Origin of the sequence: Tepidimonas alkaliphilus (assembly GCF_007556595.1) — a bacterium.
GTDB lineage: Bacteria > Pseudomonadota > Gammaproteobacteria > Burkholderiales > Burkholderiaceae_C > Tepidimonas > Tepidimonas alkaliphila.
Window position 1 is genome coordinate 36,377 of record NZ_VJNB01000013.1, and the last position, 18,309, is coordinate 54,685.

14 protein-coding genes and 2 pseudogenes are annotated in these 18,309 nt (G+C 66.8%); 7 read left to right on the forward strand and 9 right to left on the reverse strand.

The genetic code is table 11. The annotated features are described in order from the left end of the window. Positions 1-109: 109 nt before the first annotated feature. The 7 genes from Talka_RS10750 to Talka_RS10780 form a co-directional block, all read right to left on the reverse strand. Complete coding sequence (locus Talka_RS10750) at positions 110-874, reverse strand: hypothetical protein (protein ID WP_143891325.1); 765 nt, start codon at positions 872-874, stop codon at positions 110-112. Beyond that, entirely contained in the window at positions 871-2,214 is a 1,344-nt protein-coding gene (locus Talka_RS10755; RefSeq protein WP_185970140.1) for an AAA family ATPase, read from the reverse strand. Before Talka_RS10755 ends, Talka_RS10750 begins: the two co-directional genes overlap by 4 nt. Then, entirely contained in the window at positions 2,201-3,055 is an 855-nt protein-coding gene (locus tag Talka_RS10760) for a DUF7146 domain-containing protein (RefSeq protein WP_246100665.1), read from the reverse strand. The genes Talka_RS10755 and Talka_RS10760 overlap by 14 nt, the downstream gene beginning before the upstream one ends. A 21-nt stretch (positions 3,056-3,076) precedes the next feature. Next, complete coding sequence (locus tag Talka_RS10765) at positions 3,077-3,343, reverse strand: helix-turn-helix transcriptional regulator (protein ID WP_143891327.1); 267 nt, start codon at positions 3,341-3,343, stop codon at positions 3,077-3,079. Positions 3,344-4,886: 1,543 nt separating this feature from the next. Beyond that, the gene (locus Talka_RS10770) at positions 4,887-5,534 is read right to left on the reverse strand and encodes a hypothetical protein (protein WP_143891328.1); all 648 of its coding nucleotides are present in this window, start codon (positions 5,532-5,534) and stop codon (positions 4,887-4,889) included. A 92-nt stretch (positions 5,535-5,626) separates the two neighbouring features. Beyond that, complete coding sequence (locus tag Talka_RS10775) at positions 5,627-5,902, reverse strand: hypothetical protein (protein WP_143891329.1); 276 nt, start codon at positions 5,900-5,902, stop codon at positions 5,627-5,629. 18 nt (positions 5,903-5,920) lie between these two features. Further along, positions 5,921-6,451: a hypothetical protein gene (locus tag Talka_RS10780; protein ID WP_143891330.1), complete on the reverse strand. Its 531-nt coding sequence runs from the start codon at positions 6,449-6,451 to the stop codon at positions 5,921-5,923. 1,076 nt (positions 6,452-7,527) lie between these two features. Here Talka_RS10780 and Talka_RS12020 point away from each other — a divergent pair. The 6 genes from Talka_RS12020 to Talka_RS10805 all read left to right on the forward strand — a co-directional run bounded on the left by Talka_RS12020 (position 7,528) and on the right by Talka_RS10805 (position 16,088). After that, complete coding sequence (locus tag Talka_RS12020) at positions 7,528-8,091, forward strand: integrase core domain-containing protein (RefSeq protein ID WP_221933885.1); 564 nt, start codon at positions 7,528-7,530, stop codon at positions 8,089-8,091. Between the two features lie 33 nt (positions 8,092-8,124). Next, positions 8,125-8,475 (forward strand): hypothetical protein, encoded by a 351-nt coding sequence (locus Talka_RS11940; protein WP_185970141.1) that lies wholly within the window; start codon positions 8,125-8,127, stop codon positions 8,473-8,475. Between the two features lie 76 nt (positions 8,476-8,551). After that, on the forward strand, positions 8,552-10,783 hold the full coding sequence (locus Talka_RS10790) for a TonB-dependent receptor family protein (protein ID WP_143891331.1): 2,232 nt from the start codon (positions 8,552-8,554) through the stop codon (positions 10,781-10,783). A 17-nt stretch (positions 10,784-10,800) separates the two neighbouring features. After that, positions 10,801-15,192: a cobaltochelatase subunit CobN gene (gene cobN / locus Talka_RS10795; protein WP_143891332.1), complete on the forward strand. Its 4,392-nt coding sequence runs from the start codon at positions 10,801-10,803 to the stop codon at positions 15,190-15,192. A 34-nt stretch (positions 15,193-15,226) separates the two neighbouring features. Then, positions 15,227-15,766, forward strand: a complete 540-nt coding sequence (locus tag Talka_RS10800; protein WP_143891333.1) for a MotA/TolQ/ExbB proton channel family protein — start codon at positions 15,227-15,229, stop codon at positions 15,764-15,766. Between the two features lie 10 nt (positions 15,767-15,776). After that, positions 15,777-16,088: a DUF2149 domain-containing protein gene (locus tag Talka_RS10805; RefSeq protein WP_143891334.1), complete on the forward strand. Its 312-nt coding sequence runs from the start codon at positions 15,777-15,779 to the stop codon at positions 16,086-16,088. A 47-nt stretch (positions 16,089-16,135) separates the two neighbouring features. Here Talka_RS10805 and Talka_RS10810 read toward each other — a convergent pair. Next, positions 16,136-17,207, reverse strand: a pseudogene (locus Talka_RS10810) (IS30 family transposase). 72 nt (positions 17,208-17,279) lie between these two features. Here Talka_RS10810 and Talka_RS10815 point away from each other — a divergent pair. Further along, a pseudogene (locus Talka_RS10815) lies at positions 17,280-17,963 on the forward strand (transposase); the annotation flags it as partial. A gap of 105 nt (positions 17,964-18,068) precedes the next feature. On the opposite strand, the gene Talka_RS11945 reads toward Talka_RS10815, so the two are convergent. Further along, the coding region (locus Talka_RS11945; protein WP_221933886.1) for a hypothetical protein at positions 18,069-18,309 on the reverse strand (241 nt) is incomplete at its 5' end.

The following is an 18,309-nucleotide window of genomic DNA, read 5'->3' on the forward strand; positions in this document are numbered from 1 at the left end:
GCAAAAGTTGTTATCACCCCAGTTATCACCCCGCGCGTTTGCTGGAAAGCTCTCCTGGCCCCCTCTGAAGCCCTGTCAGGCCATCTCGTTGGCTGGCCCCGAGGGCCCCTCATGCGTCGTTTCCTCGCTTCGTCTCCAGCCCGCTGAACTGCGGGCAGCGATGGGGCTGCAGCACGAACCGCTCGGCCAGCGGCAGGCGCTGCGCCACGCAATGCCAGCGGCTGGCCGTGCCGGCGCGCAGATGGGCGCAGGCAAGGCACAGGCGGGTGTTGCCCAGACGATCGCTCCAATGCGCCACATCAGCTGCGCAGTCGGCCTGCTGCGGGTCAAGCCCGAACTCGACCGCGCGCGCGTGCAAGGCGGCCATGCGCTCAATCTCGGCATCGCTGGCGGGTGTCCAGGCGCGGCGCTCGCGCTCAAACGGATAGCGCGGCGGCTCGGGCGAAGCCTGCGGCTGGCGCGCGGGCTTGCTGGTCGCGGGACTGGGCTGGGCGGTGTAAGCCGCCCACAGCCGCGCACCTTGCGGACAGCGGCTGCCGTAGCCCCGGCCAGCGGATGAGCAAACGGAGCAAGCCCAGTGATGGCGTTGGTAGGCGGCATCGGCCTCGCGCCAGGCGTTGCCGCAAGGCGTTCCTGGATCGGCAGCCTGCCCGGCAGGGTCTGGCGCAACCGAAGGGCCCTCAGCATGGAGGGGATCGTCAGCCGCTTGCGCCCCCTGCCCCAGCAGCGCCAGCAGCTCGTCGCGGTGCTCGCGCAGCAGCGGCGTGAACTCCCGCACGGCCTCGGCGGGGCCAGCCACGCGCAAGCGGCCAGCCTCGGCGGCCAGCGTGATGCCGGCAGCCGCGCAGCGGGTCAGCAGTTCGCGCGGCGTCATAGCTCGATCTCCAGCCAGTCGCTGCCGGTCTGCCGGGCGCTTTCGGCAGGCGCAGCGGGTAGCGGGCTTGCGTCGAGTGCGTGCGTTGAATCCCCCGTACCCCCTATAGCGCCATTCGACGCATTCGACGCGTCGATTGGCGCGTCGAAGGAAGGGGTTGCGTCGAATGCGGGATTCGACGAGTTCGACGAATTCGACGCAGCAGGCAACAACACCTCGCGCCGGTTACGCGATGGGGTGGTGATCACGCGCGTGACCACCTTGCCGCTTGCCAGCAGCCGATCCAGCGCGGCCTCCACCTCCGCGCGCTTGTGCAGCCCGTCCAGCAGTGCGTGCAGCACCTTGCCCGCCGGGTGCGCGCCCACTCGCGCAGCACGGATCGGCTGCCCGCGCGCCGCAGCCTGCCGGATCGCGTCCAGGACGTTGACGTCAGCGGGCACCGGTGCAGTGGGCAAGCGGGGCGCATCCGGCAGCGGCACCCCGTGATCGTTGACACGTAGCACCAGCGGCGGCGGCAGGCGTCCGAAGTTCAGCTTTTCCACGCCCAGCGTCAGCACATCGCCGTCGCGCGTCAGGCTCAGCCGCGCGCGGGCCGAGTTGTGCCAGGCGGTCGAGCCCGAGTAGCTCTCGCGCCCGGTCTTGCGCGCGTCCTTCGGCGTGTGCGCCAGCAACAGCACCGCGCCATCGCCCTTGACCAGCTCGCGGCGCAGCAGTTGCATGAAAGCCCGCACGTGGCGGCGCGCGTTCTCGTCTGCCGCAAAGGTGTCGCTAGCGTTGTCAACCACCACCAGCGCGCCGTCCGGGATGCGCTGGCGCAGCGCTGCCACGGCAGCCGCGGGCTCCAGGGTGGTGACCCCGTCGCGGCGCACCTCCTCAGCCAGCGCCCCGGCCTCGACGCAGTCCAGGATGCGCAGCCGCTGCGCCAGCAGCGCAGGGTCGAAGCCGTAGGCGTCGCAAATCGCACGTAGGCGGTGCAGCAGCACCTCGCGGCCATCCTCGAAGCTCGCGAACACGGCGGGACGCGGGCGCGGCACGCGCAGGTGCGCCAGATCGCGGCCCAGCGCCACGTGGCACGCCAGCACCAGCGCCAGGAAGCTTTTGCCGCAGCCGCCATGCGCCCCCAGCAGCGTGACCTGCCCGCAAGGGATCGCCCCCTCGACCACGAACGGCGGCGCGGCCACGGGCTGCCGCGCGGCCAGCGGGTCAACCTCGACGATCACGGGCAGCCCTTCGACGGCTTCGCCTTCCAGCGGCGGCAACAGGGGCTGCAGGTCAACGAAGCGCTCGGCAAACAACCTCAGCACCGCGACCTCAGCAGCGGCAAGGTCAGGCGCACCCATGGCTTGCCCCCTTGCGCGCCACATCGGCCACGTCGCCCGCATCGGCGCTTGGCAGCACCACGCGCACATGCACCCCAGCCGCGCGCCAGCGCGCCGCGCAGCGCGCCGCAGCCTGCAGCCCCGCGCCGTCGGGGTCCGCCGCAATCGTCAGGCGCTTGACGCCAGGCAGCGGTGCCAGCGCAGCCAGATTGCCCGCATCGATCGCCGCCCAGGCTGGCACAGCAGCCCAAGCCGCAGCCAAGGCGGTCTCGATGCCTTCGGCCAGCGTCAGCGCTTCGGGCGCAGGCTCAGGCCACAGCCGGATCACTCCGCCTTTTTTGGCGTGTCCGCCCAGCAGCAGGCGCGGCGGGTCGGCTTCAGAGGCCTTCGTGCCATCGGCGCGCACCCAGGTTCGATGCAACGTCAACGGCTCGCCGCTGCTCAGGTCGGTCACCAGCGCCACGATCGCTGCGCCGCGGTAGCCGGTCACGGGATGGGGCAGGCTGGGGTGGAAGCGCAGGTGACCATCGGGCGGCGGCAGACGGCAGCCGCGCGCGCTCAGGTAGGCTTCGCCGATGGTTCCGCGCAGCGGCTGGCAGGCGTCCCACAGCGCGCGCCCGTGCTCGCTCAGGCGTTCGTGACGCACGGGCATCGGCGGCGCAGCAGGCGGCGCAGCGCTGCGGCGCGGGATCGCCCCAGCCCAGCCGCAGCGGTGGCACCTCCAGACCGCGCGGTCGGGCAGCGCCTCAACCGACAAGGCGGTATCGCGGCGCTTTTGGCTGCCACAGTGCGGGCAGCCGAGGCGGTGGCGGCCCAGCGGCAGGCTCAAAAGCGCTTCAGCTCTGGCATTCCGGGTCAGCATGATCGTGCCCTCCCGGGGGTGTCAGCGCGGCAGCCGATCGAGCCACGCCTGCAGGTCGCTTGCGCGCCAGCGCACGGCGCGCGCGCCCACGCGCAGCGGGCGCGGGGCCTGGCCCGTGCGCACCAGCTCATACCAGGTCGAGCGCGACAGCCGCACCAGCGCCAGCACGTCGCGCACCGACAGCAGCCGCTCGCCGCTGCACGGCGCTGCGGCATGGGCCACGGGATGGACCTGCGCCGCAGCGCAGGCTTCAAAGCGGGGCTCGCCCCCATGACGTCGGACGTTCATCGAAAACTCCTCTCAGCGTTCCGGTTGCGAACACGGCGGGCCCAACAGCCCGCCAGCCAACAGAGAACCGCTCGCTGCAGCGCCTGCCAGCGGTCTCTCGCCGATGGAGAAACGCTCGCTGCAGCGCTTGCCAGCAGCCTCACGCCGATGGAGAAACGCTCGCTGCGGACGCCAGCGCAGGCACCGACGGGCTCATCAGCCGGGGCTCAGGCGGCACGCGCTTCAAGGAGCAGATGGGGCGATGACGCCCTTGCAGGCCAAAGGGGGCGCTTGCCGCGCGAACGCCAAGGCAAGGCAGGGCGCACGACGGCGCGGCAGCGCGCCTTCGGCACCCCATCGATAGCTGCACACTATCCTGTAGAACACAGCGATCGATGTGATCTTGGCGACACTTGGCGACGGTTGCGGCGACAGGGCAGCGGCCACAGAAGCAAAACTCTCGCTTTGACAGACACTTGGGAGCGAACACCAAGTCAAGGCGTCGCCAGTCGCCAATGAGGCTGGCGACAGTCATTTCTATCGCAAAAACAATCACTTGGGCTTGCTCAGAGGGGGCTTTTGAGGCGCTGTCGCCAATCTGGACTTCGACCGTCGCACCGCCGGCGATGGCACCGCTTGCCCCTCTTGCCGCATGGCTGCGCGCCTCTTTCCAAGCGTCCACGTCGGCAGCCAGCGGTTCAGTGTCGCCTGCGGTCTTGCCAGCAGGCGGCAGGGCGTGACCAGGCGCCGCGACACTCCAAACCGTGCACATTGGCGACACCCCCGTAAAAGACGGGGTTGGTCGCTTGCAACACGTTGTTTTATATACGGGTTTGGGGTGTCGCCAACCCACCCCGGCGCTGGGCGACAGGCATCCCGAGGGACTTCGCCAAGATGTTGTTTTTTCGGGTGTTATGGGTTTTGCCGTGCTGGCAACAAGGGCGGGCTGTCGCCATGTGTCGCCACGATGGTATTGATCGTGCTGCACCTTGCGATCGTGCTTTCCCATCGCATGAGCAGCGCGGTTGGGATGACGACAGTCCTGGCGACGCTGACGGCGACGCCGGTGACGGCAGAGGTGGCGACCGCGGCCAGGCGACCCGAGAGAGCGCGTCGGATACCGTATTCAGCGCATTCGGCGCAGCGACACGCCAGCCTTGCCCCTTGCCCGCCACGCGCGCTCAGCGCGCCCCTCATGCCATGAGGGAGTCCATGCAGGGTAAGTGGGGGCGCCCCGGTAACCGCACGGGGGGCTTCGAACAGGGGCGGTCGGCAAGCTGTGCTAGGGCACCAGCAGTATCGACCTGAGCCGCCTTGCCCGATGCGCAAGCGTGGTCGCGGGGGCGCCGTGGGAGCATCGCGCCTCGATGCTGGCCGTGCCACTGCCATCGGGGACCTGGGGTCACGCCGCTCCAAAACCAGAAGGGGCAGCATGAGCCCCTTCTGTCGCTGTTCAGAGCGCTGCGGCTGCTGCAGGCTGTGGCGGCTTGCCGCGCATCGGATCGTTCCCCAGCCCTTCAAGCGCACGGCTGGCCCGCTGCAGCCATCCCGACAGCCGCGCGCGCTAAATGAACGTCTCCAGCGCCTGCGGGTGGCCTTTCGTGCACAGCAGGCTCAGCGGCACGTCGGGTTTTTCCATGACTGCCGAATAGGTGTAGCTTGCCAATTTCGGAAAAATCGCAACCTCCGGACAAATGGTTTTCAGTCGCTCCACCAAGTTACTGTTGCCGTCGTCCAGGAATTCCTGTGCCAGCAGCATGGTTTTTTCTGCATACGACGCAAGCCCGTTTTTAAATGATTCGGCGACGGTTGCCATGCCGCTGGGGTTTGATGATGCGGAATAGATGACGCGCAGATCGGCCCCTAGGCCAGATACAGCCTCGCCGAGCGTCTCAACATCACGATCGATGGTACCGGTCGCGGTCGCCGGCAGGTTCACCACCGCGACATCGATGCATTCCATGTTGTGCTCGAGATATTCCAGCATCTTGCTGACCGCGTCCTCATAATGCGTCTGGTCAGCCAGGTTGAATTGAGCTGCTTTTACAACATGCCGGTGATATCGGTTATACACATCATCGATCTTCACGTCGCCTTCAATAAGCATGACCCGTTTGCGGGCGCCAAAACTCAGCGCGTCCACCAGTACGCTGGCGACCGTGGACTTGCCCACGCCGCCTTTTTCACCGTGGGAGAAGATGATTGCTTTCATGTCAACTCCTAATCAGATAAGTTGGGTTGCAGATGCATGGATTGAAATCAGAGATTTGTTTTATCGATCGCTGTATTCGCTCGATCCTCCTTTCATAAGTTCTTTTCGCGTATCAGCGTCATGATTTGGCTCGCAGCCGTCCCGGAAAACCCCCTGCTTTCCATCGTTGCCTTCGGATTGATCCGGTGAACCAGGGTCAGAATAAATTCGCCGTATGGGCGGCGTGCGCGAGCAAAGTCAGCAACAATCGGCCCCCACCGCCCAACATCGGTTCGCATCTGTATCAATGCCATGTCCATTGACTCATAAATCGGGAAAATCCGATCGAAGCAATACTGCGCAAATTCCCGGGCCGCCAGCTTCAGCATGCCTCTGTTTTCGAGGTCCTAAGCCAGCGCCAGCGCCTCTTCCGCACTCATCACCGGATACTTCAACATATCGCTGTCTGCCTCGAGCGCATGCAGTATGTCCTCGATTTTCCGCGCCACCGTTCGTGGCGTCTGCGGGGTCTTGTTCAATAGAGAACCTGCTGCTGCAGCCGCCTTTTCCTGCGCGTGCAATTGCCGGACGCGCGCCACTGCCGATTCGCCAGACTGGACGGGTGCGGGCGCTGGATCGGACGGCGGCGGCGCCATGGGCGCAACCGACACGGGCTGCGAAATGGGCATTGGAACAGGGGTCGCTGCAGCCAAATCCGGACGCTTGGCAAGCAGTCGTTTGTATCGGTAGCGGATGTTTTTTATGGCGCCGATTGACAGACTGGGCTCGCCTAACATTTCGCGAGCAAGCTCAACAATATCTCCCCAGCGCCAGCCGTTTTGCAGGGCCTGTTCCAGCACTGGCAGCGCTTCTTTGAGTTTTTCTCGGCGGGCTTGTCTGGAGCCCGGTCGCACGGTGGCATACAGATCACGCTTCATAAGCTCTCCTTTGGCGCGGTTTGCGGCCGCTACCGTATAGAGAATGGGCCGCTGCAAAGCGTGATTCAAGCGTGATTCAAGCGTGATTCAAGCGTGATTCAAGCGTGATTCACCTGTGACGGCGCGTGATTCTTGTGAGACTTGAGCGTGACCGAAGTGTGATTCTGGTGTGATCGGAGCGTGATTCAAGCGTGACGATGTGTGACGGCGCGTGACCCAAGCGTGATCCATCCGTGACGGCGCGTGACGGTGTGTGATTCAAGCGTGATTCACCCGTGACGGCGCGTGATTCTTGTGAGACTTGAGCGTGACTGAAGCGTGATTCTGGTGTGATCGGAGCGTGATTCAAGCGTGACGATGTGTGACGGCGCGTGACCCGAGCGTGATCCATCCGTGACGGTTTTGAGTGCAAGGTAGGCTACCCCCCGCCCGCCGCGGCCGCGCCGGCTCGGGTGCGCAGCGATGCCTCCGCCTGCCGCGTCGGCAGTCAGGGCTTGCGCCCCGACACCCCGCTTGCCCCACAGTGGCAGCTGCGGATGCCTCGACGCCCCTGTTGCGAAGACGCCGCAGTGCCGCCCGTACCCCCTGCATGAGCTCAGACACCTTTGGCACTCCTTCGACGAAGGAGCAAGGCCATGCAGGTTCATCGCATCGGATACGGCATCCGGGGCTTTGACCGGGTAGCGCACTTGGGGCATCTTTGGGAGATGACCCCCACAAGGATGCCCAACAAAGGCTGCGTATCCTGCATTTCTGGGATCGGCACGGGCTGGCGGCCACCATCGATGCCTTTGGCGTGTCCGAGCGCACGCTGTATCGCTGGTGCCAAAGGCTGCACCAGGCCGGCGGCAACCCCGCAGCGCTAGCGGCCAAGTCCTGCCGGCCCCATCAGGTGCGCCAGAGCCACCATGATCCGCGCCTGGTGCACAGAATCCGCCATCTGCGCAGGCTCTACCCCAATCTCGGCTTGGGCCTTGCCTGCACGCGTTGCTTGAGCCCTGGTGCCGCCAGCATGGCCTGCAGCTGCCGTCGGTCTCCACCATCGGGCGCATCATCGCCTCAGCCGCCCCAAGCCCGTGCGCCGCCAGCGCAAACCGCGCAAGCCCCGCGGGGCGCGCCCCGCGCCGCTGCAGTGCCTGGCGGTGGACACCGTCGAGCGCGTGCACGATGGCCTGCGCCGCTCTATCCTGACTTGCATCGATCCAGCCAGCGCCTTCGGCCTGGCCGTGGCCTTGCCCAGCAAGGCCGCCTGCCACACCGAGGCGGCCATGGCCGCCATCCTGTCGCTGCTGCCCGCCAAACCCAAGGTGGTGCTGTCAGACAACGGCTCCGAGTTCGAAGCCGGCTTTGCCAAGCTGCTCAAGCAGCATGGCATCCAGCGCTGCTACACCTACCCCAACTCCCCCAAGATGAAGGCGCACGTCGAGCGCTTCAACCGCACCGTGCAGGAGTCCTTCGTCGACGACCACGAGGACCTGCTCTTGACGGATTTGGCCCTCTTCAACCAGAAACTGGCCAACTGGCTCGTCTTCTACAACGCCCAGCGTCCACACCATCGCCTCGGACACAAACCCCCACTATCATGCCTGCTCCAACACCACCCCGAGTGCCAAAGGTGGTGGACTCATACAAATTATTGACTCCGCCCCTTCCCTTGGCTACAGTTAAGGATCATGCAAAGTCTGCGCAACACCCGCCGACTCGCCCGCCTAGTGCTGGTGTGGTTTGCGCTGACGCTGGGCGCAGCGGTGGTCTCGCCGCTGGTCAAGCCCGAGGGATTGCATTTGGTGTGCTCGGGCTCCGCGGTCAAGCTGGTGGCAGGCAGCAGCGATGATGACGACGTCCCGATCCCTTCGAAGCTAGATTGCCCTCTGTGCGGCGGCGGTGCGGTGCCGCTGCTGGCGGTGCCGGATCTGCCTCGGGTCGCGGCGGATACCGCCCGGCCGCAGCATCTGGCGTCCCACGGCCGTACGGCGTATTGCCGGCCGGTGCTGCCGGCGCGCGGGCCGCCCATCCTCTCCTGAAACCCATCTTTTTCTCCATAGCCGTTCGCCAAGCCCTCTAGCGGCTTGCGGACGGTGTTGGCCTGTCCTTCAGGAGATGTCCGTGCGCCTCTATTGCCCATTGCGTCCGCTGGCTGCCGCCGTGCTGGCCGCTTTTCCGCTGGCTGGCTGGAGTCAGCCGGACCTTGCCCCTTCACTTCCAGCCAACCAGCCAACGGCCGAACAGGCGCTGGATGAGATCCGCGTCATCGCCGACCCGGTTGCCGACGATGTGCCGTCGTTCCACCAGCAGCGCGAGCGCTTTTTGCGCCGGCCCGGCGCCGAAACTGTGGTGGACACCCGCCACTGGCAAGACAAGCGTTTGTCCAACTTCGAGGATGCCTTCGCGCTGACACCGGGTATCCACGCCTTCGCCCGCACCGATTCCACCGGGGGGTTGTACTCCATTCGTGGCAGCGACATCGCCACCGAGGGGCCGCGCAACGGCCGTGGCATCCGCGCCTACCAGGATGGCGTGCCGCTGGGCCGCACGGAGGCGGGCATCACCAATGCCCTGATGGACATGCTGGCGGCCGACTACGTGGAGGTCTACCGCGGCCCCAACAGCCTGCGCTTTGGCGCGCTGGCCACGGGCGGCGCGCTCAACTTTGTCTCCCGCACCGGCCGCAGCTTCGAGGGTCACGGCCTGCGCGCGACGGTCGGCTCCTATGGTTATCGTCAGGTGCAATACGAGTATGGCTTCGGTGCCGAGCGTGACGATGTCTATGTTTCAGTCAGCAGCAGCCGCAGCGACGGCTACCGCCGGCACGACGTGTCCGAGTACTTCCGCGTCACCGGCAACTGGGGCCGCGACCTGGGCGGCGGCTTGAACAACCGGCTGTACCTGCACCTGGGTCGCACCCGCGACGAGACGTCCAGCACCCTGCCGTTGGCCACCTACTGGCGCGACCCGCGCAACCCGGGCCAGTACGCGGTGGAATTCGATCTGGATGCGAACTTTGAATACGCGCGGCTGGCCAACCGCCTCGTGCAGCGGCTGGACAACCGCCGCCGCATCGAGGCCGATGCTTACCTGATTTGGATTCGCTTCGACCATCTGCCGTCGCCGTTCACTGGCATCGTGGACCGCACCTGGCGGGAGCATGGGCTGGGTGTGCGCTACAGCGGCCTGCACGACTTGGGTGGTCTTGAGGCGGAGCTGGTCGGCGGCCTGCGCTACAACGGCTCGCACGGCGACTTTTTCAACTGGCAGCACCGCAACAACGGCCAGGACAAAGGACCCAAGACCATGGAGGCGGATTTCCGCAGTCGGCTCATTGAGGCCCACGGCGAGCTGGCGCTGCGGCTGCGGTCCGATTTGCGTGCCTTCTTTGGCCTGCAGCTGGCCCGGGGCCAGCGCGACTATGCCGAAAAGCCCGTCCCACCGGTGCCGGCTTGCGGCCCGGTCGTCGGCACGCCACCGCCGTTTTGCCAGGCCCTGGGCAATCAGCGCCCGCAGCCTGGCAGCGCGGCCAGCCCGGCCAGTCGGAGCACCGACTTCGACACCGTCAACCCCAAGCTGGGCATCAACTGGGAGTTCAGCCCGCGCTGGTTCGCCTTCGGCTCCATCGCCCGCAGCTTCGAGGCGCCGACCGACTCGGACGTGGCCAACGCCGCTGGCGTCGGGCGCAGGGTGGACCCTCAGCGAGCCTGGACCATCGAGGGCGGCGTGCGTGGCGGGGATGAGGTGCTGTCGGCCGACGTGACGCTCTACCACATGCGCATCCGCGGCGAGATCCTCTCGGAATGCCGGCCGGGTATTCCCAACTGTGCGCAGAACGTCGCCTTCAATGCGGATCGGACCATTCACAACGGCATCGAGGCCGGCTTCGGTGCGCGACTTGCCCGAGGGCTGTTGGCCGACGGCGACAGCCTGCGCATCGACGGGGTGTGGAACTGGACCGACATGCGCTTCGATGGCGACCGCCGCTACGGCAACAACCGGCTGCCGGTGATCCCGCGCCACACGCTGCATGTGGAGCTGACGCACCGGCTACCCACTGGCTGGCACTGGGGTCTCAACGCCCATCATGTGGGTAGCCGCACCGCCACTTATGATGGTTCCGGCGGCGCCGCGTTCGTGGTGCCGGGCTACACGCTGTGGGGCCTGCGGCTGGGCTACGCGCCCAAGGGGGCGAACTGGCGCGTGGCGCTGGATGCGAAGAACCTGGCCGACAAGGCCTATGTCGCGCAGTTCACACCGGTACCGACGGCCGGCACCCGCAGCAGCCCGGACATCAGGCCTGGCGTGGGCCGAGCGCTGTACCTGAGCTTGAGCGCCAGCTTCTGACCGCCAAGGGGGGCATCATGTCGCCTCACCGTCACCCTTCGCGGCGCGCCGGTCAGGCCAGCCTACTCGGCTGCGGGCTGCTGTCGGCCTTGCTGGCGCTGCTGGCTGTACTGGTGATGTTGCTGGTACCGGCCGCTGGCGTGGCTGCGACGTCGCCAGCGGTCGGCAAGGTGGCCATCCTGTCCACCAGCTTTGTGCTGGAGCGCAAGTTCACGCTGATGGAACAGGCCGCGCGCGGCCAGGGCGTCGAGCTCGACTGGGTGCAGGTGGACCGGGCCGAAGCCGCCCGCATCGCCCGCGCGCTGGACGGGGCGCGGCTGGTGATCCTGGATGCACCGCGGCAGGAAGACCAGGCGCAGGTCGAGCGCGCTGCCGGCGAAGCGCTGCGCCGCACCGGCATCCGCGGCGTGTCCATCAACGTGATGAGCCCGCCAGTACGGCTGCGGCCGCTGGGCCTGGCACGCGAGCAGGCCCAGCGCATTTACGACTACTACACGCTGGGCATGCCGGTCAACCGCGAACGGCTGTTCGCCTACCTGGCCGATCTGATGCGCGGTGGCGATGGCGCGGCCGTGCCGGCGCCGCAGACCCTGCCGGACGGCGGCATCTACCACCCGGCGCACCGGGAGCTGGTGCATGAGGACCTGCCGGGCTATCTGGCTTGGTGGTCGCAGGCGCGGGGACAGGACTGGCGTGGCCGACCGGTGATCGGTATCGAGATGTCCTCCTCGTACATTTCGGATGCGCAGACCCGGCTGATCGATACGCTGATCGAGGACATCGAGCGCCGCGGCGGCGTGCCGCTGGCCTTCTACCGCAACCTGCGCGGTACTGCCCCGTCCGGCAGCAGCGGCTCACCCGCTTCCGGCGGATCGGCTGCTTCTTCCGACGGCCCACAGGCGGGGGGTGGGGCTGCGGCCACGAGCGGGTCGGCTTGGCCGCGTGGCGGCGGCGATGCCACCTCCCGTGATGGGGCCTCTTTCGCCGCGCCCACATCGGGCCCGTGGGCCATGGGGGCTTCCGATCGCGCCCCTGGTGGCGCAACGCCTGACGGCACTGGCATGCCGCTGGCGCAGATACTGCGCGACCCTCTGGCCACCGAATCCTTCCCCAATCCGCGCGAACGCGCCGCACCGCCGCCGGAGCCGCTGATCACGCTGCAGGGACGCACCCTGCCCAACGTGCTGCTGGTCTACACCTTCCTCGGGATGGACCCGGACGGCCGACGCGCCTGGCTGCAGTCGCTGGACATTCCGGCCGTCAACTTGCTGGTCTATCGCACCGGCTCCATCGCCGACTACCGTCGCGACCTCGCGGGCGTGCCGACCTTCTTCGTGCCCTTCAACCTGACCACGGCGGAATACATCGGCTTGATCGACCCGGTGGTGGTCGGCGCCAACGAGGGCGGCGAGATCGTGCCCATACCTGAGCAGGTGGACCTGCTGCTGGGCAAGGCCTTCAACCTGGTGCGGCTTCAGACCACCCCCAATGCCGAAAAGCGGCTGGCGCTGTTCTTCTGGAACCACCCGCCGGGGCAGAACAACCAGGGGGCTTCCAACCTGAACGTGCCGCGCTCCATCGAACGGCTGACGGCCCGGCTGCGCGAGGCAGGCTACCGGGTCGAGCCGGCGCAGGAGTCGGCCATCATCGCCGCCGTGCGGCAGATGCAGGAGCCGGCCTACCGGCGCGGCACGCTGGCGCGGCTGATGCAGACGCCGCACTGGGACTTCCTGCCGCTCGCGCGGTACCGCGCCTACTTCGACGGTCTGCCGGCCGATGTGCGCCAGCGCATCACGGACTTCTGGGGCGCGCCGGAGAAAAGTCCCTGGTTCACCCGGGTGGGCGGTCAGCCGGGCTTCGTCGTGCCGCGGCTGCAGCTGGGGCAGCTGGTGGTCCTGCCGCAACCGTGGCGGGGCGAAACCGCCTGGGGTGCCCATGACGAAAAGAAAAGCTTTCACGACACCAAGATGCCGCTGTCGCACCACTACATCGCGGTTTACCTGTGGGCGCGCGAGCAGTTCGGCGCGCATGCCATCGTGCACCTCGGCACCCACGGCACCCAGGAATGGACGCCGGGCAAGGAGCGCGGGCTGTGGGCTTGGGACGACCCCAACCTGTTGGTGCGCAACACCCCGGTGGTCTACCCCTACATCGTCGACAACATCGGCGAGGCGTTGCATGTCAAGCGTCGTGGCCGTGGTGTCATCGTCAGCCACCAGACCCCGCCGTTCACCCCTGCCGGGCTGTCCGAGGATTTCGTGCGGTTGGCAGATCTGGTGCGCGAATACGAGGCCGCCGACGAGGGGCTGGTGCGCGAGGGCAGCCGCAAGCTCATCATCGAGCAGGCGGTGCGCATGAATGTGCACCGGGATCTGAAATGGAAGCTGGCCGAGGTCGAGCGCGATTTCGACCGCCATCTGCGCGAATTGCAGGACTGGCTGGAATCGCTGGGTGAGGCGCAGCAGCCGCTGGGCCTGCACACCCTGGGCGAGACCGCGCCGCGCGAGCACCTGGTCGTCAACGTGATGCAGATGCTGGGCGAGCCGCTGTACCGCGCCACCGGTGTGACCAACCCGCGCAAGGCTTTCGCGGTGGACTTCCGGCAGCTGCGGCAGCTGGCGCCGTACCGCTTCGTCGACGAATGGGTGTTCTCCGGCCGGCCGCTGGCCGAGCTGGCCGACCCGACCCTGCGCGCGCTGGCCGAACGTGGCCGGCGTTTCGCCGCCGACCTGCGCGCGGAGCAGGAAACCGAGGCCGTGCTGCGCGCGCTGGCGGCCCGCTGGGTGATGCCGTCCTACGGCGGTGACCCTATCCGTAACCCTGACGCGCTACCTACCGGGCGTAATGTGTACGGCTTTGATCCGTCGCGGGTGCCTACTCGCTCGGCCTACGAGGCTGGGAAGAAGGCGTTGGATGCGCTAATCACAGAATATAGGGTCAAGACTGGTCAGCCACCAACCAAGCTGGCTTTCACGATGTGGAGCACTGAGACATTGCGCCACTTGGGCATCCTGGAGGCGCAGGCACTTTATGCCTTGGGGGTACGCCCACGCTGGGACGCCGGCGGACGCGTAATCGGTATGGAGGTTATACCGATTACGGAACTGGGCCGCCCACGCATCGACGTCGTGATCTCAATGACCGGCCTTTGGCGTGACCAGTTTCCTAATGTGATGGAGCGTTTAAACGAAGCCATCGCACTGGTGGAAGCGCTACCGGAGGAGGCTGTGGTCAACCCTGTGCGGGCCAACACCGCACGCGTCGAGCAGGCCCTGCGCGCCCGCGGCATCCCTGCGGCCGAGGCGAGGGAGTTTGCGCTCACGCGACTGTTCGGCAACGAATCGGGCGACTACGGCACCGGCTTGCCTGAGGCCACGCTGGCTTCGGACCAGTGGAACGAGGGCGACGGCCGGCTGGAAAACCTATACCTGGCCCGCATGTCCTGGGGCTACGGGCCCAACCAGGCGAACTGGAGCCGCAAGCTGCGCGACGCCGCCGGTCAAGAGGTCAACGTCTATGCCGAGCATCTGCGCGGTACCAGCGCCGCGGTGTTTTCGCGCTCATCCAACCTGCGTGGGCTGCTGGACACCGACCATCCGTTCGAATACCTGGGCGGCATCTCGCTGGCGGTGCGGCATCTGGACGGCAAGAGCCCCCAGCTGTTCATCAGCAACCTGCGGGACCCCAACCGCGCGCGGCTGCAGGGTGCCGACAACTTCCTGGCCATGGAACTGCGCAGCGTCTACCACCATCCGAACTGGGTCCGGGAGATGCAGGCAGAGGGCTACAGCGGCGCTCAGCAGCTGCTCAACATCGTCAACAACTTTTGGGGTTGGCAGGTCATGGACCGCAGCGTCGTGCGCAACGACCAGTGGCAGGACTTCAAAGCCATCTATGTCGATGACCGATACAAGCTCGGCTTGCGGGCTTGGTTCGAGAAGCATCACCCAGCGGCTCTGGCCCAGATCACCGAACGTATGCTCGAGGCTATCCGCAAGGGTTACTGGCAGGCCGACGAGGCGACTCAGCGTGACCTCGCCCGAACTTGGCTCGACATCGCGCGCCGGCACGACGTGCAGACGCTCAACGAAACCTTCAAGGCCTATGTGGCCGAGCTGACCGGCGGCGGTTTCGGGCTGGGTGCGGCGCTGGCCCGGCCGGCCGAAGCCCGCCCCGCGGCGGCCGCGCAGCCGGCGCGGGCCGACGATGTACCGCCACCGGCGCCGCAGCCCCCCGTTGTGCGCGGTCAGCAGCTGGTGGAGCAGCCGCGCAGCCCCGAGGCCGTGCAGCGCTTGATCTGGACTTACGCGCTGCTAATGCTGGCGGTGCTGGCCGCTGGGGCCGTCTGGCAGGCTTGGCTGGCCCGACACACCCGGCAGCGCCGCCCCGCCATGACGACGCAGCCGTAATCTTCCCTGTACCTCCAACCGGAGCGCCTTCGGCATGAACGCCATCGAAACCCTGCTGTACGAGATCTCCAAGTTCTTTCTGACCCCGGTGCTGCTGCTACTGGTGGCCATGTTCGCCTACGCACTGTTCGCGCTGGGTCAGCTGCTGGTGGAGGCGGCACTGCGCACCCGGCGGCCGCACGGCTCGGCGCCGCTGCATGGCTGGCGGGCGCGCCATCCGCAGGCCGGCGTGGACGCGCTGGAGCTGCATGTGCTGCGCCAGCTCGAATGGCAGCGTATCACCAGCCGCGTAGCACCCATGCTGGGGCTGGTGGCCACGATGATCCCGATGGGGCCGGCGCTGGTGGCCGTGGCCCAGGGCAACACCCAAGGCATGGCACAGAACCTGGTAGTGGCCTTCTCCGCGGTGATCATCGCGCTGCTGGCTGCGGCCATGACCTTCGTGGTGCAGAACCTGCGCCGGCGTTGGTTACTGGAGGAGCTCAACGCCATCTTGGCCGCCAGCGCGTCCGACCACGACCCGCTGGCGGCACGCGCCGCGCAGCACACCGGGGCCGGGGTGTCCCATGGCTGAGCCTCGCCGCATGGGCATCGACATCTTGGCCGATGCCGAGGACGACGACCCCATCCTGTCGGTGGTCAACATTGTCGACGTGTTCCTTGTGGTCATCGCGGTGCTGCTGATTGCCATTGCCGAAAACCCCATCAACCCCTTCGTCACGCACAACGCCGTAGTCATCAAGAACCCGGGCGAAGCCAACATGGAGCTGGTGGTGAAGAAAGGCAACGAACTGCGCCAGTACAAAGCCAGCGGCCAGATCGGCGAAGGTGAAGGCGCCAAAGCCGGCACTGCCTACCGGCTCAAGGACGGCACTTTGATCTACGTTCCCGAATGAATCCAATGAGTCGCCGGCGGTGTCAAGCACCAAGTGCAACAGTGGAATCACTGAAGGGAGTGGCTGGCTTGGGTGAGCTTTTCCAGCATGGCCTGATCGACGGCGATCGGGGGGTAGAAGCCGTGGATGGCGCGGGGTCGATTGTTGAGCCTGTCGGCGATCGCATCGAGTTCCTCCTGGCTGCAGACCGACAGGTCCGTGCCCTTGGGCAGGACCTGGCGCAGCAGGCCGTTGATGTTCGGATGAAACCGCAAGCGGTTTTCGCAACTGCCCCGCTGCCACGGACTGCGCGGGTCGCAGAAGTCGACGCGGATGCCGGTGGCCTCGGTCAGCTCGGGATGACGCGCCATTTCCTTGCCGCGGTCGTAGGTCAGGGTCTTGCGCATCGGCTTGGGCATCTTGCGCGGCTTGGCCGTGAAGTCCTCCAGGGCCGAGGCCGCTGTGGCGTCCTTGAGCTTGGGGCTGCACACCAGACGCGAGCTACGCTCGACCAACACCCCAACGGCCGAGCGGTTGGCCGCCCCCTTGAGCAGGTCGCCTTCCCAGTGCCCGGGGAACGCCCGCTCGTTGGCTTCGGGCGGACGCAGGTGGATGCTGACCGCCTCGGGCAGCTGGCCCCTTCGGTCTTGGCCACGCGAGCACGGCATGCGCTTGCTTTGCGCACGCCTCAGGCTGGCGATGATTTCCTTGCGCAGCTCACCGCGCGGCATCGCATCGATGCCGTTGTCGATGGTCTCGTGCGAGACGCGGCGATCCAGATCGTCGGGCCCCATGCGCCTCAAGTGTGCCGGCCATCTGCCCTGGCGACCAGCCCTCCAGCAGGAAGTGATGCACCACGCCGAAGAGCACGCCGTCTTCGGAGAGCTTACGGCTGCGTCGGCGCTTCAGGCGCATCGCGCATGCACGCGCGCCGGCCGCGCGCGCGTCATAAGTGCTGCTGCCCGCCGGCACGAAGGCCAAGCGCTGCGGCCAGTCCAGCGCGCGCCGGATCTCGCGCGTCACCGTCGAAGGCAAGCGCTGCAGCGTGCGGGCCATGCTGCGTGCCGAGCAGCCCTGCTGCAGCAGGATCATGATGGTGGCGCGCGCTGTAGCGCTCAGGTGCTGGTAGTGGGTTCCCATAAAGCGGCGGCAGGGTCAGGTGCAAGGCAGATCAGGGGTGTTGCACTTGATTATTGACTCTGCCCCCCCAGCAAGGCGGCGCGTCTGGTGGCGCAGACCGCCCAGCGCAAGACTGCCGAGGGCACGCCCAAGCTCTACGCCTGGCACGCGCCGGAAGTGGAGTGCATCAACAAGGGCAAGGCCCGATGCCCTTACGAGTTCGGCGTCAAGGTCGGCATCGCCAGCACCTTGAAGCACGGCCTCATCGTCGGCGCGCGGGCCTTCCATGGCAACCCGTACGACGGGCACACGCTGCAGGCGCAGCTGGAACAAGCCACGATCCTGATGCAGGACACGGGCGTCAAGCCCAGCACGGCCTATGCCGACTTGGGCTACTGCGGCGTGCAGGCCGACGTGCCTGATGTGCGCCTGGTGCACCGCGGCAAGATCAAGCGCCTCACCCGGCAGGAACGCAAGCTGCTCAAACGCCGCCAAGCCATCGAGCCGCTCATCGGGCATCTCAAGGCGGATCACCGCATGGACCGCTGTCATCTCAAGGGCGAGCAGGGCGACCGGCTGCACGCGGTGCTGTGTGCGGCAGGCTACAACATCCGCTGGCTGCTGCGCATGATCGCGAAGAAGGGCGTGCCCTTCTTGAAGCAAGCTTTTTTGCGCCTCGTCGCGGCCGTGCGGCTGCTTGCCCGCTGGCTTGCTTGGCAGCACCAAACCGTGACCGGCGGCGTCCATGCGGCCTGGCTGCGGCTGCGGGGGGCCTGAGAATGAATATTTCAGGGACGACTAACGGATGTGGCGCACGCCAAGTGCCATCCTCGTTTCAGGCTGCATGGGCGATCGGCTGCATCGTGAGGTGCTCCCCGCTCTCTACCACTTGCGCGGCTTGAAGCCCTTGGGCGTGGTCAGCTCAAACATCTCATCACGGATGCGCGCGGTGTAGAGACCTGCCGCTTGGGCTTCTTCTTCCACCCCGGCGTCCCAGTCGATGCCGGCCAGAATCCCGATGCGCGCTTTTCCTTTGAGTTCCGGCAGGAACTCAAACAGCGTCTGCAGCTGCTCGATCAGCTGGCCGATCGCCTCGCGCTTGACGCGGCTTTTGACCTCCACC